Origin of the sequence: Pseudomonas sp. KT_2_4 (assembly GCF_041410225.1) — a bacterium.
In the GTDB taxonomy this organism is placed as follows: domain Bacteria; phylum Pseudomonadota; class Gammaproteobacteria; order Pseudomonadales; family Pseudomonadaceae; genus Aquipseudomonas; species Aquipseudomonas paracarnis.
On record NZ_CP166962.1, the window covers coordinates 4947124 to 4972250 of the forward strand.

Annotated in this window: 28 protein-coding genes and 1 riboswitch; of the genes, 19 read left to right on the plus strand and 9 right to left on the minus strand. The window is 60.3% G+C overall.

Features of this window, described 5'->3' with window-relative positions; genetic code table 11:
- Positions 1–7 precede the first annotated feature (7 nt).
- The 7 genes from AB9N64_RS22775 to hisC all read left to right on the plus strand — a co-directional run bounded on the left by AB9N64_RS22775 (position 8) and on the right by hisC (position 5950).
- Positions 8–655 (plus strand): phospholipid-binding protein MlaC, encoded by a 648-nt coding sequence (locus AB9N64_RS22775; protein WP_014716940.1) that lies wholly within the window; start codon positions 8–10, stop codon positions 653–655.
- Positions 652–957: a lipid asymmetry maintenance protein MlaB gene (locus AB9N64_RS22780; RefSeq protein ID WP_003188596.1), complete on the plus strand. Its 306-nt coding sequence runs from the start codon at positions 652–654 to the stop codon at positions 955–957. Before AB9N64_RS22775 ends, AB9N64_RS22780 begins: the two co-directional genes overlap by 4 nt.
- Positions 958–1071: 114 nt before the next feature.
- On the plus strand, positions 1072–1311 hold the full coding sequence (locus AB9N64_RS22785) for a BolA family protein (protein WP_003188597.1): 240 nt from the start codon (positions 1072–1074) through the stop codon (positions 1309–1311).
- A gap of 23 nt (positions 1312–1334) precedes the next feature.
- The gene (gene murA, locus AB9N64_RS22790; protein WP_003188598.1) at positions 1335–2600 is read left to right on the plus strand and encodes a UDP-N-acetylglucosamine 1-carboxyvinyltransferase; all 1266 of its coding nucleotides are present in this window, start codon (positions 1335–1337) and stop codon (positions 2598–2600) included.
- Between the two features lie 213 nt (positions 2601–2813).
- A complete protein-coding gene (gene hisG, locus AB9N64_RS22795; RefSeq protein ID WP_003188599.1) occupies positions 2814–3449 on the plus strand; it encodes an ATP phosphoribosyltransferase in 636 nt (211 codons plus the stop codon).
- Positions 3450–3577: 128 nt separating this feature from the next.
- The gene (hisD, locus tag AB9N64_RS22800; protein WP_014716941.1) at positions 3578–4894 is read left to right on the plus strand and encodes a histidinol dehydrogenase; all 1317 of its coding nucleotides are present in this window, start codon (positions 3578–3580) and stop codon (positions 4892–4894) included.
- A gap of 3 nt (positions 4895–4897) precedes the next feature.
- Positions 4898–5950 (plus strand): histidinol-phosphate transaminase, encoded by a 1053-nt coding sequence (gene hisC, locus AB9N64_RS22805; RefSeq protein ID WP_371359674.1) that lies wholly within the window; start codon positions 4898–4900, stop codon positions 5948–5950.
- A 127-nt stretch (positions 5951–6077) separates the two neighbouring features.
- Here the strand turns inward: hisC and AB9N64_RS22810 are convergent, their stop codons facing one another.
- Together AB9N64_RS22810 and upp are read right to left on the minus strand one after the other, a co-directional pair.
- Complete coding sequence (locus AB9N64_RS22810; RefSeq protein WP_003188606.1) at positions 6078–7352, minus strand: uracil-xanthine permease family protein; 1275 nt, start codon at positions 7350–7352, stop codon at positions 6078–6080.
- A gap of 2 nt (positions 7353–7354) precedes the next feature.
- Positions 7355–7993 carry a uracil phosphoribosyltransferase gene (gene upp / locus AB9N64_RS22815; RefSeq protein WP_003188608.1) on the minus strand — a complete coding sequence of 213 codons (639 nt, stop codon included), beginning with the start codon at positions 7991–7993 and terminating at the stop codon, positions 7355–7357.
- Between the two features lie 164 nt (positions 7994–8157).
- Here upp and AB9N64_RS22820 point away from each other — a divergent pair, with 164 nt between their 5' ends.
- The 3 genes from AB9N64_RS22820 to AB9N64_RS22830 all read left to right on the plus strand — a co-directional run bounded on the left by AB9N64_RS22820 (position 8158) and on the right by AB9N64_RS22830 (position 9573).
- Entirely contained in the window at positions 8158–8715 is a 558-nt protein-coding gene (locus AB9N64_RS22820; protein WP_153838886.1) for a hypoxanthine-guanine phosphoribosyltransferase, read from the plus strand.
- 3 nt (positions 8716–8718) lie between these two features.
- Positions 8719–9186, plus strand: coding sequence for a WbuC family cupin fold metalloprotein (locus tag AB9N64_RS22825; RefSeq protein ID WP_020301262.1), 468 nt, complete (start codon positions 8719–8721; stop codon positions 9184–9186).
- A 99-nt stretch (positions 9187–9285) separates the two neighbouring features.
- The gene (locus AB9N64_RS22830; RefSeq protein ID WP_003188614.1) at positions 9286–9573 is read left to right on the plus strand and encodes a PA4642 family protein; all 288 of its coding nucleotides are present in this window, start codon (positions 9286–9288) and stop codon (positions 9571–9573) included.
- A gap of 109 nt (positions 9574–9682) precedes the next feature.
- Here the strand turns inward: AB9N64_RS22830 and mqo are convergent, their stop codons facing one another.
- Together mqo and AB9N64_RS22840 are read right to left on the minus strand one after the other, a co-directional pair.
- On the minus strand, positions 9683–11191 hold the full coding sequence (gene mqo, locus AB9N64_RS22835; protein ID WP_014716944.1) for a malate dehydrogenase (quinone): 1509 nt from the start codon (positions 11189–11191) through the stop codon (positions 9683–9685).
- Positions 11192–11919: 728 nt separating this feature from the next.
- Positions 11920–12153: a hypothetical protein gene (locus AB9N64_RS22840; protein WP_014716945.1), complete on the minus strand. Its 234-nt coding sequence runs from the start codon at positions 12151–12153 to the stop codon at positions 11920–11922.
- A 182-nt stretch (positions 12154–12335) separates the two neighbouring features.
- Between AB9N64_RS22840 and AB9N64_RS22845 the strand changes: the two genes are divergently transcribed.
- Positions 12336–12920, plus strand: coding sequence for a YajG family lipoprotein (locus tag AB9N64_RS22845; protein ID WP_014716946.1), 585 nt, complete (start codon positions 12336–12338; stop codon positions 12918–12920).
- Positions 12921–12980: 60 nt separating this feature from the next.
- On the opposite strand, the gene AB9N64_RS22850 is transcribed toward AB9N64_RS22845, so the two are convergent.
- Complete coding sequence (locus AB9N64_RS22850; protein ID WP_014716947.1) at positions 12981–13190, minus strand: hypothetical protein; 210 nt, start codon at positions 13188–13190, stop codon at positions 12981–12983.
- A 182-nt stretch (positions 13191–13372) separates the two neighbouring features.
- Between AB9N64_RS22850 and AB9N64_RS22855 the strand changes: the two genes are divergently transcribed.
- Positions 13373–13630 (plus strand): hypothetical protein, encoded by a 258-nt coding sequence (locus AB9N64_RS22855; RefSeq protein ID WP_014716948.1) that lies wholly within the window; start codon positions 13373–13375, stop codon positions 13628–13630.
- Positions 13631–13810: 180 nt separating this feature from the next.
- Here the strand turns inward: AB9N64_RS22855 and AB9N64_RS22860 are convergent, their stop codons facing one another.
- The gene (locus tag AB9N64_RS22860; RefSeq protein ID WP_371359675.1) at positions 13811–14974 is read right to left on the minus strand and encodes a 1-acyl-sn-glycerol-3-phosphate acyltransferase; all 1164 of its coding nucleotides are present in this window, start codon (positions 14972–14974) and stop codon (positions 13811–13813) included.
- 132 nt (positions 14975–15106) lie between these two features.
- Here AB9N64_RS22860 and AB9N64_RS22865 point away from each other — a divergent pair, with 132 nt between their 5' ends.
- The 4 genes from AB9N64_RS22865 to AB9N64_RS22880 all read left to right on the plus strand — a co-directional run bounded on the left by AB9N64_RS22865 (position 15107) and on the right by AB9N64_RS22880 (position 17179).
- Complete coding sequence (locus AB9N64_RS22865; protein WP_014716950.1) at positions 15107–15289, plus strand: CPXCG motif-containing cysteine-rich protein; 183 nt, start codon at positions 15107–15109, stop codon at positions 15287–15289.
- A 32-nt stretch (positions 15290–15321) separates the two neighbouring features.
- Positions 15322–15582: a putative signal transducing protein gene (locus AB9N64_RS22870; RefSeq protein WP_014716951.1), complete on the plus strand. Its 261-nt coding sequence runs from the start codon at positions 15322–15324 to the stop codon at positions 15580–15582.
- A gap of 37 nt (positions 15583–15619) precedes the next feature.
- Positions 15620–16240 carry an SOS response-associated peptidase gene (locus AB9N64_RS22875; RefSeq protein ID WP_014716952.1) on the plus strand — a complete coding sequence of 207 codons (621 nt, stop codon included), beginning with the start codon at positions 15620–15622 and terminating at the stop codon, positions 16238–16240.
- A gap of 120 nt (positions 16241–16360) precedes the next feature.
- Positions 16361–17179, plus strand: coding sequence for a M48 family metallopeptidase (locus AB9N64_RS22880; protein ID WP_200599245.1), 819 nt, complete (start codon positions 16361–16363; stop codon positions 17177–17179).
- Between the two features lie 231 nt (positions 17180–17410).
- Here AB9N64_RS22880 and AB9N64_RS22885 read toward each other — a convergent pair whose 3' ends face one another.
- The 3 genes from AB9N64_RS22885 to AB9N64_RS22895 form a co-directional block, all read right to left on the minus strand.
- The gene (locus tag AB9N64_RS22885) at positions 17411–17995 is read right to left on the minus strand and encodes a TMEM165/GDT1 family protein (RefSeq protein ID WP_371359676.1); all 585 of its coding nucleotides are present in this window, start codon (positions 17993–17995) and stop codon (positions 17411–17413) included.
- A gap of 88 nt (positions 17996–18083) precedes the next feature.
- A riboswitch (yybP-ykoY riboswitch) is annotated at positions 18084–18203 on the minus strand.
- A 51-nt stretch (positions 18204–18254) separates the two neighbouring features.
- A complete protein-coding gene (locus AB9N64_RS22890) occupies positions 18255–19253 on the minus strand; it encodes a class I SAM-dependent methyltransferase (protein WP_014716955.1) in 999 nt (332 codons plus the stop codon).
- Positions 19254–19283: 30 nt separating this feature from the next.
- Positions 19284–20249 carry a 2-hydroxyacid dehydrogenase gene (locus AB9N64_RS22895; protein WP_058409900.1) on the minus strand — a complete coding sequence of 322 codons (966 nt, stop codon included), beginning with the start codon at positions 20247–20249 and terminating at the stop codon, positions 19284–19286.
- Positions 20250–20333: 84 nt separating this feature from the next.
- Here AB9N64_RS22895 and AB9N64_RS22900 point away from each other — a divergent pair, with 84 nt between their 5' ends.
- The 3 genes from AB9N64_RS22900 (at position 20334) to AB9N64_RS22910 (ending at position 25106) form a co-directional block, all read left to right on the plus strand.
- Positions 20334–20966, plus strand: coding sequence for a LysE family translocator (locus AB9N64_RS22900; RefSeq protein ID WP_014716957.1), 633 nt, complete (start codon positions 20334–20336; stop codon positions 20964–20966).
- Positions 20967–21231: 265 nt separating this feature from the next.
- The gene (locus AB9N64_RS22905; RefSeq protein WP_014716958.1) at positions 21232–22914 is read left to right on the plus strand and encodes a fatty acid--CoA ligase; all 1683 of its coding nucleotides are present in this window, start codon (positions 21232–21234) and stop codon (positions 22912–22914) included.
- Positions 22915–23246: 332 nt separating this feature from the next.
- Positions 23247–25106 (plus strand): DUF1302 domain-containing protein, encoded by a 1860-nt coding sequence (locus AB9N64_RS22910; protein ID WP_003188640.1) that lies wholly within the window; start codon positions 23247–23249, stop codon positions 25104–25106.
- Positions 25107–25127: the final 21 nt, after the last annotated feature.

The window sequence follows — 25127 nt, forward strand, 5'->3', positions numbered from 1 at the left end:
TCTGTTCATGATCTCTACCTTGCGACGTGGCCTGCTGGTACTGCTTGCAGCATTGCCGATGATGGCCAACGCGGCAGGTTCTGCCCACGATTTGGTGCAGGACACCACCAGCAAAATGCTGGCTGACCTCAAGGCTAATAAAGAACAGTACAAGCAAGACCCTTCCAAGTTCTACAACGCGCTCAACACGATCGTTGGCCCTGTGGTCGATGCTGAAGGCATCTCCAAAAGCATCATGACGGTCAAGTATTCGCGCAAGGCTACGCCTGCGCAGATGCAGACGTTCCAGGAAAACTTCAAGAAGGGTCTGTTCCAGTTCTACGGCAACGCTCTGCTGGAATACAACAACCAGGGCATTATCGTTGATGCGCCCAAGGACGAGTCGGGCGACCGTGCTGAAGTCGGGATGAAAGTCTCCGGCAGCAATGGCGCCGTGTACCCTGTGTCCTACACCCTGACGAAGATCAACGGTGAGTGGAAGCTGCGTAACGTGATCATCAACGGTATCAACATCGGCAAGCTGTTCCGTGATCAGTTCGCCGACGCGATGCAGCGCAATGGCAACGATCTGGACAAGACCATCAACGGTTGGGCCGGTGAAGTGGCCAAGGCCAAGGAAGAAACCGACAAAGCTGCCGGGAAGCCTGCGCAATGACCGAGTCGGCTGTTCGTATCGGCGACGCCGGCGAGCTGTTCCTCAGCGGCGTGCTGGATTACCGCACCGGGCCTGACCTGCGCAAGCAGGGCCAAGCGTTAATCAAGGCCAGCAAAGCGCCAGAGCTGGTGCTTGATTGCTCGGCGGTGACCAAGTCCAGCAGCGTCGGCCTGTCGTTGTTGCTGTGCTTCATGCGTGATGCCGAGGCGGCGAAAAAACCGGTCAGTATCCGTGCGTTGCCGGAAGACATGCGCGAAATTGCCGAAGTTTCCGGTTTGACCGAGCTGCTGGCGCATCCCTGATACACATTATTAAAGAAGCCCCCCGTCAGAGTCCTGCTATGCGGGGTTCGCAGGCGCGGGGCTTTTTTGTATGATGTGCGACCCGTGCGCACTGGGCGCCGATAGAGGTTGAGCATGCAGGCCCTAGAAGTTAAGAGCTTCCTTGAAGGAAAGCTGCCTGAAACGACTGTAGAAGTCGAAGGCGAAGGCTGCAATTTCCAGCTGAACGTGATTAGCGATGAACTGGCGGCATTGAGCCCGGTCAAGCGTCAGCAGCAGATCTATGCCCATTTGAACCCATGGATCACCGATGGCAGCATCCATGCGGTCACTATGAAATTTTTCAGCCGCGCGGCCTGGGCCGAGCGCACCTGAGCCCCCAAGGCGTCGAGATTCTTATGGATAAATTGATTATTACCGGCGGTGCCCGCCTTGATGGCGAGATTCGCATTTCCGGTGCGAAAAACTCCGCCTTGCCGATCCTGGCAGCGACCCTGCTGTGCGATGGCCCGGTGACTGTGGCCAACCTGCCGCACCTGCACGACATCACCACCATGATCGAGCTGTTCGGTCGCATGGGCATTGAGCCGGTGATCGACGAGAAACTGGCCGTCGAAATTGACCCACGTACCATCAAGACCCTGATTGCCCCGTACGAACTGGTGAAAACCATGCGTGCGTCGATCCTGGTGCTGGGCCCGATGGTTGCCCGTTTCGGCGAAGCCGAAGTAGCCTTGCCTGGCGGTTGCGCCATTGGTTCGCGTCCGGTCGACCTGCACATCCGTGGCCTTGAGGCCATGGGCGCAGTCATCGACGTCGAAGGCGGCTACATCAAAGCCAAGGCGCCGGAAGGCGGCCTGCGCGGCGCGAACTTCTTCTTTGATACCGTCAGCGTCACCGGTACCGAGAACATCATGATGGCCGCTGCCCTGGCCAACGGTCGCAGCGTGTTGCAGAACGCCGCACGCGAGCCGGAAGTGGTCGACCTGGCCAACTTCCTCAACGCCATGGGCGCCAAAGTTTCCGGCGCTGGCACTGACACCATCACTATTGATGGTGTAGAGCGTCTGCACACCGCCACCTACAAAGTCATGCCTGACCGCATCGAGACCGGTACCTACCTGGTTGCCGCTGCCGTGACCGGTGGCCGTGTGAAGGTCAAGGACACCGATCCGACCATCCTGGAAGCCGTCCTGGAAAAACTCAAGGAAGCCGGCGCAGAGATCACCACCGGCGAAGACTGGATCGAGCTGAACATGCACGGCAAGCGGCCAAAAGCCGTCAACGTGCGTACCGCTCCGTACCCGGCGTTCCCGACCGACATGCAAGCGCAGTTCATCTCCTTGAACGCGATTGCCGAAGGCACCGGTGCTGTGATCGAGACCATCTTCGAAAACCGCTTCATGCACGTGTATGAACTGCACCGCATGGGCGCCAAGATCCAGGTCGAAGGCAACACCGCCATCGTCACCGGGATCGACAAGCTCAAGGGCGCGCCAGTCATGGCAACCGACCTGCGTGCCTCGGCCAGCCTGGTAATCTCGGCACTGTGCGCCGAAGGTGACACCCTGATCGACCGCATCTACCACATAGACCGTGGTTACGAGTGCATCGAAGAGAAACTGCAGATGCTCGGCGCGAAGATTCGCCGCGTACCGGGCTAGTCCCCGCTGCCCTGTAGGAGCGAGCTTGCTCGCGAAGGCCTCATGTGCACCGCGTTGACTCTGAATAAACGCGTTATCGTTGACGTTCTTCGCGAGCAAGCTCGCTCCTACAAACACTGGTTTGTTTCAAATCGAGGCTGTTATGGCCTCGATCTGTGTCTGGCGCCGTTTGCGACCGGACAGCAATAGCCTGATGAAGGACTGACATTTCCCATGTTGACCATCGCACTGTCCAAGGGCCGCATCCTTGACGACACGTTGCCGCTTCTGGCTGAAGCGGGCATCGTGCCGACCGAGAATCCGGACAAGAGCCGCAAGCTGATCATCCCCACGACCCAGGACGACGTGCGCCTGCTGATCGTGCGGGCTACCGACGTGCCGACCTACGTTGAACATGGCGCCGCCGACCTGGGTGTTGCCGGCAAGGACGTGCTGATGGAATACGGTGGCCAGGGCCTGTACGAGCCTCTGGACCTGCGCATCGCCCTGTGCAAGCTGATGACCGCTGGCCGCGTGGGTGATGTCGAGCCCAAGGGCCGCCTGCGGGTCGCCACCAAGTTCGTCAACGTTGCCAAGCGCTATTACGCCGAACAAGGCCGTCAGGTCGATATCATCAAGCTCTACGGCTCCATGGAGCTGGCACCGCTGATCGGGCTGGCCGACAAGATCATCGACGTGGTCGACACCGGCAACACCCTGCGTGCCAACGGTTTGGAGCCCCAGGATTTTATCGCTGACATCAGCTCCCGCCTGATCGTCAACAAAGCATCGATGAAGATGCAGCACGCCCGTATTCAGGCGTTGATCGACACCCTGCGCAAGGCAGTGGAGTCTCGACACCGCGGTTGACTCACCCGCGTAGCTGAAGAGCTGCGCCCGTCTATCCGCCTCATAGCCAGAATTCTCAGGTGCCCAAGCGGAAACGACTGCTAGTTTAGGGCGCCTGAGTTTTTGCCAATTCTATTGAGGCCCTCGCTATGACCACGTCCACTGCAATTGCCCGACTCAACGCTGCCGACCCGGATTTCGCCCATCATCTGGATCATCTGCTGAGCTGGGAAAGCGTGTCTGACGACTCGGTCAACCAGCGGGTGCTCGACATCATCAAGGCCGTGCGTGAGCGCGGTGATGCTGCGCTGGTGGATTTCACCCGCCAGTTCGACGGCCTGGACGTGCAGTCCATGGCTGACCTGATCCTGCCGCGTGAACGCCTGGAGCTGGCGCTGACGCGCATCACCGCACCGCAGCGCGAAGCCCTCGAAGTCGCTGCGGCGCGGGTACGCAGCTATCACGAAAAACAGAAGCAGGACTCCTGGAGCTACACCGAGGCCGACGGCACTGTGCTGGGCCAGAAGGTCACGCCACTGGACCGCGCCGGCCTGTACGTGCCGGGCGGTAAGGCGTCGTATCCATCGTCGGTGTTGATGAATGCGATCCCGGCCAAAGTCGCCGGCGTGACCGAAGTGGTCATGGTGGTGCCGACCCCCCGTGGCGAGATCAACGAGCTGGTGCTGGCTGCCGCCTGCATCGCCGGTGTCGACCGGGTATTCACCATTGGTGGCGCCCAGGCCGTTGCAGCGCTGGCCTATGGCACCGAAAGCGTGCCGAAGGTCGATAAAGTGGTCGGTCCCGGCAATATCTACGTCGCGACTGCCAAGCGCCATGTGTTTGGCCAGGTCGGTATCGACATGATCGCCGGGCCCTCGGAAATCCTCGTGGTGTGTGACGGCCAGACCGACCCGGACTGGATCGCCATGGACCTGTTCTCCCAGGCGGAGCACGATGAAGACGCCCAGGCGATCCTGGTCAGCCCCGATGCCGAGTTCCTCGACAAGGTCGCCGCCAGCATCAATAAGCTGCTGCCGACCATGGAGCGTGCCGAGATCATCGAGAAGTCGATCAACGGCCGTGGTGCGCTGATTCTGGTGCGTGACATGGAGCAGGCCATTGAGGTGGCCAACCGCATCGCGCCGGAGCACCTGGAGCTGTCCGTGGCGGACCCACAGGCCTGGTTGCCATCGATCCGTCACGCTGGGGCGATCTTCATGGGCCGTCACACCAGCGAAGCCCTGGGCGACTATTGCGCCGGCCCCAATCACGTGTTGCCCACCTCCGGCACTGCGCGTTTCTCGTCGCCGCTTGGGGTGTACGACTTCCAGAAGCGCTCGTCGATTATCTTCTGCTCGCCACAAGGCGCTTCCGAGCTGGGCAAGACCGCCTCGGTGCTGGCCCGTGGTGAATCCCTCAGCGCGCACGCACGCAGCGCTGAATACCGCATCGTCAAGGGAGCGTAAGGCATGAGCAAATTCTGGAGCCCTTTCGTCAAGGACCTGGTGCCTTACGTACCCGGTGAGCAACCGAAGCTGACCAAACTGGTCAAGCTCAACACCAACGAAAACCCCTACGGCCCATCCCCCAAGGCGCTGGCGGCAATGCAGGCCGAGTTGAACGACAACTTGCGCCTGTACCCGGACCCCAACAGCGACCTGCTCAAGCAGGCCGTGGCCAGGTATTACGGGATCGATGCCGGCAAGGTGTTCCTCGGCAACGGTTCTGACGAAGTCCTGGCGCACATCTTCCATGGCCTGTTCCAGCACGATCTGCCGCTGCTGTTCCCGGATATCAGCTACAGCTTCTACCCGGTGTACTGCGGCCTGTACGGCATTACGTTCGACGCGGTGCCACTGGACGAACAGTTCCAGATTCGGGCAGCTGACTATGCCAGGCCCAACGGCGGGATCATCTTCCCCAACCCTAACGCGCCCACCGGCTGCGTACTGGCGCTGGACGCGGTGGAGCAGATCCTCAAGGCCAGCCCGGACTCGGTGGTGGTGGTCGATGAAGCCTATATCGACTTCGGCGGCGAAACTGCCATCAGCCTGGTCGACCGTTACCCGAACCTGCTGGTGACCCAGACCCTGTCCAAATCGCGCTCACTGGCCGGTTTGCGTGTGGGCCTGGCTGTGGGCCACCCAGACCTGATCGAGGCGCTGGAGCGGGTCAAGAACAGCTTCAACTCCTACCCGTTGGATCGGTTGGCGATTGTTGGCGCGGCGGCCGCGTTTGACGACCGTGAATACTTTGAGAAAACCTGCCAGTGGGTGATCGACAGCCGCAACCAGGTCGTCGCGCAATTGGAAGCTAAGGGATTCGAGGTGTTGCCATCGGCAGCGAACTTCATCTTCGCCCGTCACCCGCGGCATGACGCTGCAGGGCTGGCCGCCAAGTTGCGTGAGCAAGGGGTGATCGTGCGGCACTTCAAGCAGGAGCGGATTGCCCAGTTCCTGCGGATCAGCATCGGGACGCCGGAGCAGAGCCAGGCGCTGATCGACGGGCTCGGTGAGCTCTAACAGACGCTGAAAATCAAATGTGGGAGCTGGCTTGCCTGCGATGACGGTGTAACAGTCGACCTATCTGTCGTTTGATACACCGCTATCGCAGGCAAGCCAGCTCCCACACTGATTTGCGTTTAGTCAGTTACAGCAGCGGCTCATCCGGCTTCTTGTTCTTCCAGCCATCATTGCCCGGTAGCAGCAAGTTCAAACCAATTGCCACCACTGCACACAGGGCGATGCCCTTGAGGCCGAAATCATCCGGGCCGGTGCCGGTACCCACCAGCACACCGCCAATCCCGAACACCAGGGTTACCGACACAATCACCAGGTTGCGCGCCTCGCCCAGATCGATCTTGTGGCGAATCAGCGTGTTCATCCCCACCGCGGCAATCGAGCCGAACAGCAGGCACAGAATCCCGCCCATCACCGGCACCGGGATGCTCTGCAGCAGCGCGCCGAACTTGCCGATGAACGCCAGGCTGATGGCAAACACTGCCGCCCAGGTCATGATTTTCGGGTTGTAGTTCTTGGTCAGCATCACGGCGCCGGTCACTTCGGCGTAGGTGGTGTTCGGCGGGCCGCCAAACATGCCGGCAGCCGTGGTGGCGATACCGTCACCCAGCAGCGTGCGATGCAGGCCAGGCTTTTTCAGGTAATCGCGGCCGGTCACGCTGCCTACCGCAATCACCCCCCCGATATGCTCGATCGCCGGGGCCAGGGCCACCGGGACGATAAACAGGATGGCCTGCCAGTTGAACTCCGGCGCGGTGAAGTGGGGCAGGGCGAACCAGGGGGCGGCGGCGATCTTCGCCGTGTCGACCACACCAAAGTAGAACGACATGGCAAAACCCACCAGCACGCCGGAAATGATCGGCACCAGGCGGAAAATGCCCTTGCCGAACACCGCCACGATCAAAGTGGTAAGCAGCGCTGGCATCGAGATCAGCATCGCCGTCTGATAGTGGATCAGCTCTGCACCGTCGCCAGACTTGCCCATGGCCATGTTGGCGGCAATCGGCGCCATGGCCAGGCCGATCGAGATAATCACTGGGCCAATCACCACGGGCGGCAGCAGCCGGTCGATAAAACCGGTGCCCTTGACCTTCACGGCCAGTCCCAGGAACGTATAGACGAAACCCGCCGCCATCACGCCGCCCATGGTCGCCGCCAGGCCGAACTGGCCCTTGGCGAGAATGATCGGGGTGATGAACGCGAAGCTCGATGCCAAAAATACCGGCACCTGCCGCCCTGTCACCACCTGGAACAACAACGTGCCCAGGCCTGCGGTAAACAGCGCGACGTTTGGATCAAGACCTGTGATCAGCGGCATCAACACCAACGCGCCAAATGCTACGAAGAGCATTTGTGCGCCAGACAGGATCTGGCGCCAAAGCGGGTCGTTGAATTCATCCTGCATGCTCACGCGTCCTTCTGCTTGGTGCCGAAGATCTTGTCACCGGCATCGCCCAGGCCCGGGATAATGTAGCCGTGTTCATTCAGGCGCTCATCGATGGATGCGGTGTAGATCTGTACATCCGGATGGGCCTTCTCGACGGCGGCGATGCCTTCGGGCGCGGCCACCAGCACCATGGCGCGGATGTCCCGGCAACCGGCTTTTTTCAGTAGGTCGATGGTGGCGACCATGGAACTGCCGGTGGCGAGCATCGGGTCGATGATCATGGCCAGGCGCTCGTTGATTTCCGGGACGAGTTTTTCCAGGTAGGTGTGGGCCTGCAGCGTTTCTTCATTGCGGGCCACGCCCACGGCGCTGACCTTGGCGCCCGGAATCAGGCTGAGTACACCTTCAAGCATGCCGATACCGGCGCGCAGGATAGGGACGACGGTAATTTTCTTACCGGCGATTTTCTCCACCTGTACGGGACCGGCCCAACCGGGGATCTCGTAGGTTTCCAAGGGCAAATCCTTGGTGGCTTCGTAAGTGAGCAACGCTCCGACTTCCTGAGCAAGCTCACGGAAGTTCTTCGTGCTAATGTCGGCACGGCGCATAAGGCCGAGTTTGTGTCGGATCAGCGGGTGGCGGATCTCGCGAGTGGGCATAGGAAAGGCTCCGGCGGCGGGCAAAAAAACCGGCCTAGATTAATCTATCCGAGGGTGTTGTCCTATAGACATCAAGTACGTTAGTCCATAAAGGCTTGATTGGAGCGCACGAGAAGCGTACCTTCGCCCGCTTTTCTTGCCACAGCACCCCCTTGGAGAGCGCCATGTCTGCTGATCTCGAGCATATCCGTCAAATCATGCACGAGGCTGACTGCCTGTACACCGAAGCGCAGGTCGAAGCAGCAATCGCCAAGGTCGGCGAGCACATCACCCGCGAAATGGCCGACACCAACCCGGTGGTCTTCTGCGTGATGAACGGTGGCCTGATCTTCGCCGGTAAATTGCTGACTCACCTGCAGTTCCCGCTGGAAGCCTCTTACCTGCACGCCACCCGCTATCGCAATGAGACCAGCGGCGGCGACTTGTTCTGGAAGGCCAAGCCGGAAGTGTCGTTCATCGACCGCGATGTGTTGATCATCGATGACATTCTCGATGAAGGTCACACCCTGGGCGCTATCATCGATTTCTGCAAACATGCCGGCGCACGCAAAGTGCACACCGCCGTGCTGATCGACAAAGACCACGACCGCAAGGCGCGCCCAGAGCTGAAAGCCGACTTTGTCGGGTTGCCGTGCGTCGACCGTTATATCTTCGGGTATGGCATGGACTACAAGGGCTACTGGCGTAATGCCAATGGCATCTACGCCGTTAAAGGAATGTAATCGATGGCCCGCTTTCTTGATCAGACGCTGTTTGCCGAGTTGGCCGAGAAAGCGGCCGCCAATCCCCGTGGTCGTCAAAACGTTAACTTCCATGAGATGCAAGAGCCTTGTCATCGCATGGCGGTGGGTTTGCAGCCCAGCACCTATGTACAGCCTCACCGTCACCTGAGTGCCGATAAGGCGGAGACGTTGCTGGTGCTCAAAGGGCGTCTGGGAATCCTGATTTTCAGCGAGACGGGGGAAGTGTTGAGCACGCGTGTGTTGGAAGCGGGCGGGGAATGCCAGGGCGTCGACCTGTCGCCCGGCGTGTTCCATGGCCTGGTAGTGCTTGAGCCGGACAGCGTGATGTTTGAGTGCAAGGCTGGCCCTTACCGCGCTGTGGGTGAGGGTGAGCTGGCCGACTGGGCTCCCCGTGAAGGCGAGGCAGGTATGGCTGAGTATCATCGCTGGATGCTTGCCCAGTTCGACTGAGCAAGCCCCGTCCCACATTGCTTTCTCACCGCTTTCGAAGCCGGCGTCGCGCAGGTAGACTTCAAGCCCCGTGTAAATGTCTGCAGGCTGGAGTCGGTAATGCGTAAAGATAAGAAACAGGTGATTGGCGACGAAATCGGTGACGACCAGATCAAGTTGTTCCTGGACTTCGAGCCGGTTGATGCGACGTCGCCGTCCCTGCACAAACTGATCAAGGCCTATCGCGGCCTGCGTATCGACGACTTCGAGCGTTTCCTGGGCTTTTTCAAAGAAGCAGGCCTGGACCTGGACGGCAAGGACGAGCATGGCCAGACCTTCGTCGACCTGATCAAAGACCAGCGCAACGCCGCCGAATACATCGAGCTGATCGACAACGCCCGCGGCTGATTATCCGAGCCACAAAAAAACGCCCCGGCCTCATGAGAGGCCGGGGCGTTTCGCGCTCGTTCCCACGCTCTGCGTGGGAATGCATTCTGTGACGCTCTGCGTCACGACCTCACGCGTAGCTTTCAGCCTCGTTGCTTTGCTCCACCAGCTCCAGGCTGATGTTGTTCTGCGTGTTGAGCTTGCGATACAGCTCGGCGTCCGTCTCCAGCACTTTCTCGCGTGCCGGGAAGATCTCATGCAGCTTGGTAGCCCATTCGCCGGCGGCTTTCTCCGGGAAGCAGCGCTCGATCAGCTCCAGCATGATCGAGACCGTGACCGAAGCGCCTGGAGACGCGCCCAGCAGTGCCGCAAGCGAACCGTCCTTGGCCGCGACCAGTTCGGTGCCGAACTGCAGCACGCCGCCTTTCTTCGGGTCTTTCTTGATGATCTGCACGCGCTGGCCGGCCACTTCCAGGCGCCAGTCTTCGGCTTTCGCCTCGGGGTAGAAGCGACGCAGGGATTCCAGGCGCTGTTCCATGGACTGGCGCACTTCGCTGACCAGGTACTTGGTCAGGTCCATGTTGTCGCGGGCCACGGCCAGCATCGGGCCGATGTTGCCGGCGCGAATCGACATCGGCAGGTCAAGGAACGAGCCGTGCTTGAGGAACTTGGTGGTGAAACCGGCGTATGGCCCGAACAGCAGGGATTTCTTGCCATCCACCACGCGGGTGTCCAGGTGCGGCACGGACATCGGCGGCGAGCCCACGGCAGCCTGGCTGTAGACCTTGGCCTGGTGCTGCTTGACCACTTCCGGGTTGTCGCAACGCAGCCACTGGCCGCTCACCGGGAAGCCGCCGAAGCCTTTGCTCTCTTCGATGCCCGAAGCCTGCAGTAACGGCAGCGCCGCACCGCCAGCGCCGAGGAACACGAACTTGGCATCGACGTCGCGGCTGTTACCGCTGTTGACGTCCTTGATGCTCACGGTCCAGCCTGCGCCGTTGCGCTTGAGGCCGGTTACGCGCTTGCAGTACTTGACCTGGGCGTCTGGCGAACTGGTCAGGTGGCTGAGCAGCTGATTGGTCAGGGCGCCAAAGTTGACGTCGGTGCCGTTCATCACGCGGGTGGCGGCGATTTTCTCGTCGAGCGGGCGGCCCGGCATCATCAACGGCATCCACTCGGCCATTTCGCTGCGGTCTTCGGTGTAGTGCATGTCCGAAAACGCGTGGTGCTGGCTGAGGGTCTCAAAGCGCTTCTTGAGGAAGGACACGCCTTTGTCGCCCTGCACGAAGCTCAGGTGCGGCACCGGGCTGATGAACGACTTGGACGAGCCAAAGGTGCCTTTCTTGGTCAGGTAAGCCCAGAACTGCTTCGACACCTCGAACTGGGTGTTGATGTGCACGGCTTTCTTGATGTCGATGGAACCATCGGCGGCCTGTGGCGTGTAGTTCAGCTCACACAGCCCGGCATGGCCGGTGCCGGCGTTGTTCCACGGGTTGGAACTCTCCGCGGCACCCGAGTCCATCAGCTCAACGACTTCCAGCGTGAGGCTGGGGTCGAGCTCTTTGAGCAGTACGGCCAGGGTGGCACTCATGATGCCGGCCCCTACCAGTACTACGTCGACTGCTTCGTTATGCGCCATTTAACGCGTCTCCAAAATCTGCAGCACCAAATTGACGGCATGGCTGCCAGGAGTGACGGGGCGATTCACGTGTTGCCCCAGGTTACCCATGGCCAGGATCGCCATGTCCGTTTCGCAATTCTTTGCAACTTCAGCACACGCTTCCTGCCGGGCTAATCTGCCTATGAACGCATTCATGGGCGCCTGTGGCAATTCGACTTATGGTCAAAGCGTGCGATTCGTGCAACCAATCCGTAGCGGACAGGCTCAAGCTCCGGTTTTTGAGGCGTGCTCGATCCTGTGTAATTGGGCTGACCCAGACGCTGATGGTGCTTGTACAAACGCCAAACTATTCATTTGCTCGCCACACTCTTGTGAAGTTGTGAAAACCCGTTTTTTCACGCTCTTTTGAAGACGTGAACCTCAAAAAAGGGCTGCCCCAGCCTGGCACCTGGCCCGTAAACCTCTGCCGACACGCGGCAAAACGGGCAAACAACTCAAGTGGCCGAGCGCAATGGCAGCTCTGGCAGATTCGATAAAAGACGGGGTGGTTTGCAAAGGAAACAGCAAGCACGCCAGCTTCACTCGATCTGTGTGGGCGGCTCTCTGTGGGCGATTTTGGGGGCTAATGCCTGGGCATTAACGATGCTGCGGGGCCCGATCAGGAGACGTCCTTATAATCGGGGGGAGATTGTAGCGAAGAACGCCAAGGAAATGGGCGTGTTTTATGACTTTTATTCGGGTCCCGGTCAGGAGGCCAACGCTTGCCGATGTTGTGCGCGAAAAACCTGCGGGCTGACCCGGGCGCTGGCCGGCAGTGGGCGGTGCATCCAGCCCAGGTGAGTCTCGGTCACTTCCACCCAGCCTTCACCGACGGGCGGCAGGCTGCACTGCTTGAATGCCTGGCAATGGCCTTTGGCATCGAGCAAGGCAAAGTGACGATGGCGGGTGTGTGACATGAACAGGGTCTTGAGAAGGCGCATGGCTGTGTACCTGGTGTGTTACATGCTTGAAGGTTGCCAGTGTGGCATGACACTGGGGTGACGAATTTATGCGAATTTGTAATTTGCACCGGGGCTTCAGTCGTCGTTCAGGATCGCTGGTGAGTGGCGCGCGTGCACCGTTATACTGGCGACCTGTCTGCACCTAGTCCTGGAGAAATGCGATGTTGCAACGCCTGTTGTTCGGTTTGATCACTGTGACCAGTTTGACCCTTGTCGGCTGCGCCAACAGCCCGCAACAACTCAGCCCGCAACCTAAAGTCACTGCGCCGTTGGCTGCGGTAGGCCATGGCCAGCCGGTGTCGGTGCGCGTGGTCGACGGTCGTCCGTCGCCGACCCTGGGCTCGCGTGGCGGCCTGTACCCGGAGACCGCACTGATTTCGGTGACCGGCCAGGATGTGCTGCCCAAGTTGCAGGCCCAGGCTGAAGCTGCTGTGCGTTTGTTGGGCTTTACGCCGACCAACTCGCCAGGCGTACCACAACTGACCGTGACCCTGGCCGAGCTTAAATACCAGTCGCCCAAAGATGGCCTGTATGTGACCGAGGCTTCCATCGGCGCCACCTTCAAGTCTGACGTCAGTGCCGGCACCCGCCGTTACAGTGGCCGCTACGCCGCCTCGCTCAACCAGCGTTTCGGCATGTCGCCCAACCAGGAAACCAACACCAAGCTGGTCAGCGACGTGCTCAGCGATGCCCTGACCCGCCTGTTCAAGGACCCAAGCATCGGCCAACTGCTCAGCGCGCAATAAGCCGCTCACAAAAAAACCGGGCTCATCGCTGAGCCCGGTTTTTTTATGCCTGTGGTTTTGTCATGCCGCCGTATCGACATAAAAGTCCAGCATGCTCACGCCGGTGAGTACATCCAGCTCCGGCAGATCGGCATGCTGGTGCCCGCCGAGGGCGCAATACACCAGCCAATGGCGGTCCTGAACGTTGAACGCGAGGCTGCCGATCAGCGCCTCCTGTTCATCGCTCTGGGCGATCAGATACAGCCGATCCTGGTTTTGCGCATGCAGCATGACAAGCTCCTCAAGCGTCGAAGGGCAACAGAGTGGCTTGTTAAGGTGACGTTCAGGTGACGGCGTAAATTACTGGATACATTAGCCGTCCATGGGGAAGGAGCATTAAAGGCGCAGGAGGCGACTGTCGTTCAGGTGTGTATCTGGACTGATACCCGAACACTGGTTCACCGAGGTTTGCGATGGCGCTGCCCGCACTGCTCATTAATATTGTTGCCCTGTTGGTTGCCTGCTCGGGCGCCTGGGTGCTGTTCATCACCCGCCTGCATGCACAGCGTGCGATGGCCGACCTGGCCCTGCGCAGCGAAGAGCGCGCTATCGACCAGCCGATGCTGTTTCTGGATACACGCACCGAACGGGCGCATCGCCTGGCGTACCGCGTCGGTTTTGCTTGCCTTGGCCTGGCCCTGGCCATCTCCTGGCTCAGCACCCACTTCTAATTCCACTGCAAAACCAAATGTGGGAGCGGGCTTGCCCGCGAAGGCGGTGTATCAGCCGCTGAATCTTTAACTGACCCACCGCTATCGCAGGCAAGCCAGCTCCCACACTGGCCATGTACTGCCCACAGAATCAGCGCCTGCCCCATATCCCCTGTGGGCTCACATATTTGGGTTGGGTGTTTATAGAGGGATCCCAGCCTTGACTCGGTATTGGTTGCGTACCGGCGTCGCATACTGCACCACCAGATAAGGCCGGTGCTCCGCCGGGCACTCGTTCAAGCGCCGCTCCCATTCCGCCTTGGCCTTGGCCAGCTCATCGGCAGGGAATACGTCCGCCGCCTTGGGCACCTGCAATTGCGGGTCGGCGTCACTCCACTGCGCATATGCCAGGTAGTGCACCGGGAACAACCGATAGCCGCCCAGGATCTGCCGGTCCATTTCCACGGCCAGCAGCTTGGTGTCTTCGAAACGCTCGGTGATCGGCGGCGCAAAGTTCACGTGCACCCGGCCTTTATAGCCGGTAATGCCCAGGGCAATGCTCACATCATCCTCGCCCGGTGCCTTGCTGTAGGTACCGGTGGTGGCGCGGATATACAACTCGCGGGCTTTGGCGGCATCGCAAGGGTCGTACTCGTAGCTGATGGACACCGGCGTCAGGTTCAACGACTGGATGACCTCGGCAAATGGCTCGTCCTTGCGGCTGACGTGGAACATCTTGAGGATCGCCGATTCGGTACGGTCATCGCCATCCTTGGCCCGGCCTTCAGCCTGGGCAATCCAGATCGACTGGCAGTCGTTGCGGATCGAATGGTTGATGTAGGCCGACAGCAGGTTGTAAGCCGCTATCTTCTCCTTTCGCCCGGTGATCGAACGGTGCACGATGAAGCTCTTGTTCAAGCGCATCAGGTCGCTGACAAACGGCTTTTGCAGCAGGTTGTCGCCGATGGCGATGCGCGGCGTCGGCAGGCCGGCGTGGTACACGGCGTAGTTGACGAAGGCCGGATCCATCACGATGTCGCGGTGGTTGGCCAGGAACAGGTAGGCGGTGCCGGATTTCAGTTGCTCGACGCCGGTATAGGTCACGCCGTCGGTCGCCCGGTCAATGGTGTGGTCAACGTAGTACTCGACCTTGTCCTGCAGCGTGGCCACGGTGGTGACGCCAGCGAACTCACGGCGCAGTTTGCGCGCGATCATTGGCTTGAGCAGCCAGCCCAGGGCGCCTGCAAAGCGCGGGAAGCGGAAGTGGGTCAGGATGTCCAGAAAGGCCTTGTCACTGAACAGGCGCGCCAGCACTGCCGGGACTTCGCTGTCGTTGTAAGGTCGGATGGTATCGAATTCGCCCATCATGCTCTCTTGTTAGAAACGGCTAGGGTAAGTAAAAGGAAATGTCAGGGTGCGGTCCGAATAAGGGGCCGGCCAAGAATAGCCCTGTAAATAGACCGGCGATTATACGCACAAGTCACCTGGGAGACTGCGATGCTCGAAACTGCGCTGTACGATTGTCCTTATTGTGGCGAAGAGGTCGAGACAACGGTGGATTTGTCCGGTGGTGACCAGACCTATATAGAAGACTGCCAAGTGTGTTGCCGGCCGATCACATTCGACCTGCAAGTTCATGGTGAAGAGTGGATGCTTGAAACCCGCAGCGAAAATGAATAATGCGCAGCGGGAACGAATAAAAAGGTACGCCCATGCAGCGAGTCTACGAACCGGAAAACCTGATGGAGGGCGAGTTGCTGCAGCAGATGCTTGCCAGTGAAGGCATCGAGGCGCATCTGGTGGGGCGCCACCTGCTCGGCGGCACGGGCGAGTTGCCGATCTTCGGCTTGCTGGGGCTGGAGGTCGATAACGATCAGGCGGCTGTTGCCCGCGAGCTGATCACTGCCTATATCGGCGCGCAACCGTTGCCCGGCGACGAACCCGACAGCTTCCCCGACGTATTGGTCTGTTAGGCTGTCGGTCGGTTTACCCCAAGAGTCGTGTTGCCCCATGTGTGGACGTTATGCCCTGTTTCGCTGGAACCCTGCCTTTGCTGCCTTGCCCGGCTTCCCCGCGGATCAGCAGGCCCAGTGGAACATTTCCCCCAATGATTCGGTACTGATCCAGCGCCTGAGCGAAGGCCAGCTCACCCTGGCGCGTGCCCGTTGGGGCCTTACGCCGCCTTGGCTGACAGACCTGTCGCGTACCCCAGCCCATGCCCGCGCCGAAACCCTGGCCGAACAACCGATGTTCCGTGAAGCGTTCCGCCAGCGCCGCTGCCTGCTGCCGGCCAACGGTTTCTACGAATGGCGCGGCACCCAGCGCAAGCGCCCGTATTGGCTCACGCCGGGGGAGGGCTCCACGTTGTTCTTTGCCGCAGTGTGGGAAGCGTATCCGGTGCAGGAGCAGGTATGGCTGAGTACGGCGGTGGTTACCCAAGCGGCGCAAAGTCAGCGCCGGCCATTGATCCTGGACGCGGCAGCGCAGGCCGCCTGGCTCGACCCCGAGACACCGCTGCATGTATTGCAGAGCCTGCTGGCGGCTGAGCCTGCCGTGCTGCGCGAGCGGGTGCTGGCCAATATGGTCAACGATCCGAAGCTCAATGGGCCCGAGTGCCTGACCCCGGCGTGAGCTTTGCCAGTCCGGTCGCGTTCGGATGTATCTGAAATTCAGCGGTTAAACGTCTGGTGTATCTGGCGCAGATACCAATGACCGCCTACGATACGCGCCATGTTTTCAGGGAGCGTGTTCATGAAGAAGTCATTGGTGGTAAGCGGTTTGGTTGCAGCGATGCTGCTGGCGGGTTGTCAGTCGGTCAATACCACCAGCGGCGGCGCCGTTGGGGTGGAGCGCAAGCAGTACATGTTCAGCATGCTGTCGAGCCAGGAAGTCGACCAGATGTATGCCCAGTCTTATCAGCAGACCCTGGGTGAAGCCAGCAGCAAAGGGGTGTTGGACAAGACCAGCGCCAACGCCAAGCGCGTGCAGGCCATTGCCAAGCGCCTGATCGCCCAGGCTCCGACTTTCCGCGCGGATGCGGCCCAGTGGAACTGGGATGTTAACCTGATCAAAAGCGATGAGATGAACGCCAACTGCGGGCCTGGCGGCAAGATCCTGGTGTACAGCGGCTTGATCGACAACCTCAAGCTCACCGATGACGAACTGGCCGCCGTGATGGGCCATGAAATCGCCCACGCCTTGCGTGAGCACGGCCGAGAAGCCATGTCCAAGGCTTACGGTATCCAGATGGCCAAGCAGGGCGCCGGGGCAATATTCGGTCTCGGCCAGGACAGCCTGGCACTGGCCGATACCGTGGCCAACTACGGCATGACCTTGCCCAACAGCCGCAGCAATGAAAACGAAGCCGACCTGATCGGCCTGGAACTGGCCGCCCGCGCTGGTTACAACCCGAACGCGGCCATCACCTTGTGGAGCAAGATGGCCAAGGCTTCGGAAGGCGCACCGCCGGAATTCATGAGCACGCACCCGGCTTCCGACAGCCGCATCGCGTCCTTGCAGGCGGCGATTCCGAAGGTAATGCCGCTCTACCAGCAGGCCAAGAAGTCCTGATCGACGCCCTGTGGCAGCGAGTTCGCTCGCGAATGCGGTGTTGCAGTGACTCATTCAGTGACTGATACCTCGCCTTCGCGGGCAAGCCCGCTCCCACAGGGTCCTATGCCAGGCGCTGATTCTGGACCACTGTGGGAGCTGGCTTGCCTGCGATAACGCCCGTTCAGCAACAGATTCAGTGACTGATACGCCGCTATCGCGGGCAAGCCCGCTCCTCCCGCCCTGATCGGTTTACAGCCAGCCGCTGCTCTGCATGGCCTTGTACACCGCAATAACCGCCAGCACGAAGAACGCCGTAGCCGCCAAGCGACGAATCAAGGTCAGCGGCAGCTTCTCCGCGGCAAAATTCCCCGCCAGCACCACCGGAACGTTGGCAATCAACATGCCCAGGGTGGTACCGATAATCACCAGCCAAAGTTCCGGGTATTGCGCCGCCAGCATCACCGTGGCGATCTGGGTCTTGTCACCGATTTCGGCGAGGAAGAATGCAATCAAGGTGGTCAGGAAGGGCCCGAACTTACGGGTGGTACTGGCTTCGTCATCATCGAGTTTGTCCGGCACCAGAGTCCACAGCGCCGTGGCGCAGAAGCTCGCGGCGAGGATCCAGTGCAGCACCGCATCCGAGAAGAAACTCCCGAACCAGGCGCCCACGGCACCGGCCGCCGCATGGTTGGCCAGGGTCGCGGCGACGATACCGGCGATGATCGGCCAGGGCTTGCGAAAGCGCGCAGCAAGGATGAGTGCGAGCAGTTGCGTCTTGTCGCCGATTTCGGCCAAGGCAACGATTGCGGTAGGAACGAGTAGTGAATCCAGCATCAGGTAGTTTCCAGGGGCGGGTCGACACGGCTATGACACGTACAGCCTTCCCGCCCCGGGTAAGGTGTGCGTGTCATAGGTCTTGTCAAACCCCGGTCCGTCTGTGCGGACTCCTGGGTCGCATACGCCATGGTCTGCTGACCAAGTATGTTGACGTATGCCGGACGAGCATGGCGCTCGTGGGAGACTACTCCCCTAGGACGCTGCGGATTCTGCCTAGGCAAAACCCATTCGGCAAGCGTTCTTTTTCAAACCTTCGTCAGGGGCGCTTGGCGCGGTAAATGCGAAAACCGTTGCCTTCGGCCTTGATTGCGCAGATGCCCAAATGCTCTTCGATCAGTGGCTGGTACTTCAGGAAACTATTGGCGACCAGGCGAAGTTCGCCACCTTTTGCCAGGTGTTTCGCCGCTTTTCGCAGCAGGTTCTCCGTGGCGAAATAATCGGTGTGCACGCCGACATGGAACGGCGGATTGCTCAAAATCGCGTTCAAACCCATGGGCGCGGCGTCGATGCCGTCACCGGTCAACACATCAGCTTCCAGGCCGTTCGCTGCCAGCGTCAGGCGACTGCTGGCGGCGGCGAAGGCATCCACATCCAGCATCGTCACGGTGTTATGCGGGTAGCGGCGTTTGACCGCAGCCCCCAACACCCCGGCGCCGCAACCGAAATCGAGCAGGTTGCCGCTGGGCAGCTTGTCCAAGTGCTCCAGCAACAACTCGGTGCCGCGGTCCAGGCGACCATGGCTGAACACCCCTGGCAAGCTCACCACCTTCAGCGGGCCTTCGGCCAGCGGTACGTCGAAGACCTGTGCCAGGCTCTCAAGCTCCACGGCGTGCGGCGCGTTGGCGACGGTGACCTGCCACAGCTGGCAATGCCGTGCACTATCGAGCTTGCGCGGTTTGCCGAACGGAACCATCTGTTTGGCGGCGCTTTCGATACCCCCCTTTTTCTCGCCCACCAGAAACAGCTCAGCGCCAGGCAGGCGCGCGGCCACGGCGTTGAGCAGGTAGTCGGTGAGGTCTTTGGACTTGGGCAGGAAAATCACCGCCGCATCAAAGGCGCGCTCTGGCACCGTCACGCCAAACTGGCTGCGCTCTGCGAAGCGCGCATCGAGCGCCGCTTGGTCACCGGCATGCCAGCACCAGCCGTGGGCATTGGGCAGGCGCCCAAGCAAATCGTCGGCAGGCAAACCTACGAGCAGCAGGTTGCCTTGAAAAAGTTCGGCCTGGCGAAGCAGTACTTCACTGCGCGGATCCATAGTCTGCTCCTTGAAAAGGGGCGCAGTTTATCAACTGACGACGCGCAGCGGGGCGCCGTTGAAAAAGCCCTGGGCGTTTTCCGTGAGCTGGCCGACGATGCGCTGCCGCGCTTCGCGACTGCCCCAGGCGTTGTGGGGCGTGACGATCAAGCGTGGAATGTTTCCCGCCAGCAGCGGATTACCAGTGACTGGCGGCTCGACACTCAACACGTCAGTCGCGGCGCCGCCAAGATGACCACTGCGCAGCGCGTCGGCCAGGGCCTGTTCATTGATCAAGCCACCGCGTGCGGTGTTGACGATAAACGCGCCGGGCTTGAGCAGCGCCAGTTCACGGGCGCCGATAAAGTCGCGGGTGTGTTCATTGAGTGGGCAATGCAGGGTCAGCGCATCGACCTGGGTCAGCAATTCGTCCAGCGGCACACGGTCGGCGCGGGCAGGGCGCCCAGGTATCGCGCCGAGCACCACGCGCATGCCGAACGCTTCGGCCAGGCGTGCCACGGCACTGCCCAATTCACCGTGGCCGAGCAGGCCGAGGGTTTTGCCTTCCAGTTCGACGATCGGATGGTCCAGCAGGCAAAACTGTTTGGCCTGCTGCCATTTGCCAGCGGCCACATCCTGTTGATAGTCCTTCAAGCGCGTGGCGAGGTTGAGCAGCAGCATGATCGTATGTTGTGCCACCGACGGCGTGCCATAGCCCTGGCAGTTGCTCACGGTGATGCCGTGGGCGCGGGCCGCTTCAAGGTCGATATTGTTGGTGCCAGTGGCCGACACCAGGATCAGTTTGAGCTCGGGGCAGGCGGCCAGGGTTTGCGCCGTGAGCGGGATTTTATTGCTGATGGCGACTTGGGCGCCCTGCAAGCGCTCCAGCACATTTTCTGGCGTGGTCTGTTCAAACAACTGAAGCTGGCTGAAGCAGTCATGCAAACCGCTGAGGTCGAGGTCGCCCAAGTCCAGGGAAGGGTGGTCGAGGAAGACGGCGCGGCGATTGTTCATGATCAACTGTACCTTTTGCGACGAGGTTCGAAGGCGTAATCTGCCGAGCCTATCAGATGAAATAATCAGTTACTTAATGGAGTGAGCATGTACGTCGCCGAGTTTTTGACCGTAGCCTTGATTCACTTGTTGGCAGTGGCGAGCCCCGGCCCGGATTTCGCCGTGGTGGTGCGTGAAAGCGTGACCCACGGCCGCCGTGCCGGAACCTGGACGGCCTTGGGCGTCGGTTCGGCGATTTTCCTGCATGTGGGTTACTCGTTGCTGGGTATCGGCTTGATCGTGTCCCAGTCTATTGTGCTGTTCAATGCGTTGAAGTGGGCCGCAGCCGCGTACCTGCTGTACATCGGCTTCAAGGCCCTGCGCGCTCAGCCGGCCAAGCCTGCAGCCGAGGGCGAGTTGCACCGTGAAGCGGGCGAGCGCACCCCACGCGGCGCGTTTACCGCAGGCTTTGTGACCAATGGCTTGAACCCCAAGGCCACGCTGTTCTTCCTGTCGCTGTTCACCGTGGTGATCAACCCCCACACACCGCTGGCGGTACAGGCTGGTTACGGTGTGTACCTGGCGGTGGCCACGGCCCTGTGGTTTTGCCTGGTGGCCATGTTGTTCAGCCAGCAGCGCGTGCGCGCCGGGTTTGCAAAGATGGGTCATTGGTTTGATCGGACCATGGGCGCGGTGTTGATTGCCATCGGGGTGAAGCTGGCCTTTACCAGCATGAAATAATCACTTTTCTCAAGTCAGCACAGTCCAAATGTGGGAGCGGGCTTGCTCGCGAATGCGGTGGTTCAGTCAAAGATATACTGGCTGACACTCCGCATTCGCGAGCAAGCCCGCTCCCACATTGGGTCTCATTAGGTCCTCGGTAATGGCGTAACGCTAGCATTTGCTGGTCCCTGCAAATCATTCCTTTGGCTGATTTGGCTGAAACATAAGCGCTCTACAGTGCAGGTCTTCAAGCCAAGACCGTGCAGTCATTAAAGGGATTCTTATGTTGCAGACCCGTGTTATCCCGCCCGCAGAAGGTGCGTACCAGTACCCGCTGTTGATCAAGCGCCTGTTGATGTCCGGGACTCGCTACGAGAAGACCCGAGAAATTATCTACCGCGACAAGCTGCGCTACAGCTACCCGACGCTGATCGAGCGCGTTGCGCGCCTGGCCAATGTGCTGACCGAAGCCGGGGTCAAGGCTGGTGATACTGTGGCGGTGATGGACTGGGACAGCCACCGTTACCTGGAGTGCATGTTCGCCATCCCGATGATCGGCGCGGTGATTCACACCATCAACGTGCGCCTGTCGCCAGAACAGATTCTGTACACCATGAACCACGCCGAAGACCGCTTTGTGCTGGTCAACAGTGAGTTCGTGGGGCTCTACCAGGCCATTGCCGGGCAGCTCACCACCGTCGACAAGACCTTGTTGATTACCGATGGTGACACCCTCACCGCCGAGCTACCCAACCTGGTGGGTGAGTATGAAACCCTGCTGGCCGCGGCCAGCCCCATCTATGACTTCGAGGATTTCGACGAAAACTCGGTCGCCACCACCTTCTACACCACCGGCACCACCGGTAACCCCAAGGGCGTGTACTTCACCCACCGGCAACTGGTGCTGCACACCATTGGCGTGGCGACCATCATGGGCAGCGTCGACAGCGTGCGCCTGCTGGGCACCAACGATGTGTATATGCCGATCACGCCGATGTTCCACGTACACGCCTGGGGCTTGCCGTATGTGGCGACCATGCTCGGGCTCAAACAGGTGTACCCCGGCCGCTACGACCCCGAATACCTGGTGGAACTGTGGCGCAAGGAGAAGGTGACGTTCTCCCACTGTGTGCCGACCATTCTGCAAATGGTGCTCAACGCCAAGGCTGCGCAGAACGTGGATTTCGGCGGCTGGAAAATCGTCATCGGCGGCAGCGCCCTCAACCGTTCGCTGTATGAAGCTGCCAAGGCTCGTGGCATTCAGCTGACCGCTGCGTATGGCATGTCCGAGACCGGGCCGCTGGTGTCCTGCGCTCACCTCAATGATGAGCTGATGGCCGGCAGCGAAGATGAGCGCACCACCTACCGCATCAAGGCCGGTGTGCCGGGCCCGTTGGTCGAGGCGGCAATCATGGACACCGACGGTCGTTTCCTACCCGCCGATGGCGAAACCCAGGGCGAACTGGTCCTGCGCGCGCCGTGGCTGACCGAGGGTTACTACAACGAGCCGCACAAGGGCGCCGAGCTATGGGCCGGTGGCTGGCTGCACACCGGTGATGTGGCCACGCTGGATGCCTTCGGTGTGATTGATATCCGCGACCGCATCAAGGATGTGATCAAGACCGGCGGCGAATGGATCTCTTCCCTGGCACTCGAAGATCTGGTCAGCCGCCACCCGGCGGTACGGGAAGTGGCGGTGGTGGGCATTGCCGACCCGCAATGGGGCGAGCGGCCCTTCGCCTTGTTGGTGGTGCGTGAAGGGCATGTGATCGATGCGCGAGAGCTCAAGGAACACCTCAAGCCTTTTGTCGAGCTGGGCCATTTGAGCAAGTGGGCGATCCCGAGCCAGATCGCCGTTGTTACTGAAATTCCCAAGACCAGTGTCGGCAAACTCGACAAGAAACGTATCCGTGTCGACATCATCGAATGGCAGGCCAACAACAGCACGTTCCTGTCCACGCTCTAAACCCTCTCGCCGCGCCCGTTCGGGCGCGGCAATGCTCTATATCAAGCCTTTACTTGTGATTTGCCGAATTTCAGCCATCCTTCCCGCGTCGACCTTCGTCGGCGTGGCGAAAGGGTTGTGGCAGACAGGTTGGTGATGCAAATCACACTTTAGAGGGATCAAGCACTACCCCCCTCTGGCTATAGTCCCTTTCAGAGTTTTTCGCGGATGTTGCGCTTCGAGCCATGGAGGCTCGGTGGCGATGCGGCATTGGAATCGTTGTATCCCGGCCGTTACATCTGAAGAAAGGGCTCACTGCCATAACAATAAAATATGCACATGGAGTAGCGTCGATGACCTCAGTAAACCAGTTCTGGCGCCGGGCAAGACTGCCCCTGGCCGTCAGCCTCGCTTCTACGCTCGCCGGGCCGGCATTCGGCGTCAGTTTCAACATTGGTGAAATCGAAGGGAGCTTTGACTCGTCGCTTTCCGTGGGGGCGAGCTGGTCCACGGCCAAACCCAATCGTGACCTGATCGGTGCCAACAACGGCGGCAAGGGCCTGTCCCAGACCTCCGATGACGGCCACTTGAACTTCAAGCGCGGCGAGACGTTCTCGAAGATCTTCAAGGGCATCCACGACCTGGAACTGAAGTACGGCGACACCGGTGTGTTTGTGCGGGGCAAGTACTGGTACGACTTTGAACTCAAGGACGAAAGCCGTCCGTTCAAGGACATCAGCGACAACAACCGCAAGGAAGGCGCCAAGTCTTCGGGCGGGCAGATTCTCGACGCATTCGTCTACCACAACTACTCGATTGCCGATGCGCCGGGTTCCGTGCGTTTTGGTAAGCAGGTGGTGAGCTGGGGCGAAAGTACCTTCATCGGCGGCGGCATCAACTCCATCAACCCGATCGACGTGTCGGCGTTTCGCCGTCCGGGGGCCGAGATCAAGGAAGGCTTGATCCCAGTGAACATGTTCTACGTGTCCCAGTCGCTCACCGACAACCTGTCGGCCGAGGCGTTTTACCAGCTGGAGTGGGACCAGACCGTGACCGATAACTGCGGCACGTTCTTCTCGCAGCCGGACGTGATCTCCGATGGTTGCAGCAATAACCTGCGGGTACTGAACAAGCGTTCGACCATTCCTGCCGCCGCCCTGCCGACCCTGGGTGCCTTGGGGGTGGACGTGAACAGCGAAGGCGTGCTGGTGCGCCGTGGGCCGGACCGTGATGCCCGCGACAGCGGCCAGTTTGGCGTGGCCATGCGCTACAACTTCGAACCGCTGGATACCGAATTCGGCGCCTACTTCATGAACTACCACAGCCGTGCGCCGATCTTCAGTGCGCAGGGCGCGCCATCGGCGGCCTACACGCGTCCGCTGGGGCCACTGGGGGCCTTGCGACCGTTGATCGTGGCGGGTAGCTCGAACTACTTCGTCGAGTACCCGGAAGATATTCGCCTCTACGGCCTGAGCTTCTCCACCACCTTGCCTACCGGCACCGCCTGGAGCGGTGAGTTGAGCTACCGTCCGAATGCGCCGGTGCAGTTGAGCACCACTGACATTCTGTTCGCCGGTGTCACGCCGATCCCCGGCTTTGGCAATGCGTCCGTGCTCAAGGGCACGCCGGGCCAGGACCTGCACGGCTACAACCGCAAGGAGGTCACCCAGTTCCAGACCACCTTCACGCACTTCTTCGACCAGGTCATGGGCGCCAGCCGCCTCACCACCGTCGGTGAAATCGGCGTGACCCACGTGGGTGGCCTGGAAAGCAAATCCCAGGCTCGTTACGGCCGCGACCCGGTGTTCGGCCCAGGCACGCTGCCAGGTGGGTTCTGCAACGCCCTCAACAACTCCACCGCCAACGGCGCCGGCTTGCCCAACGCTGCTGGCCTGAACACCAACTGCAACAACGACGGCTATACCACCGCAACGTCCTGGGGCTACCGCGCCCGTGCCATCTGGGAATACCCGGACGTGTTCGCGGGCGTGAACCTCAAGCCCAACGTGGCCTGGTCCCATGACGTCAAAGGTTACTCGCCAGGCCCTGGCGGCAACTTTGAAGAAGGTCGCAAGGCGGTCAGCCTGGGCCTGGATGCCGAATACCAGAACACCTATACCGCGAGCCTGGCGTACACCAACTTCTTTGGTGGCAAGTTCAGCACTGTGGATGACCGCGACTTTGTCGCCTTGAGCTTCGGCGCCAACTTCTAAGCACACTCTTTTCAAGTGGCA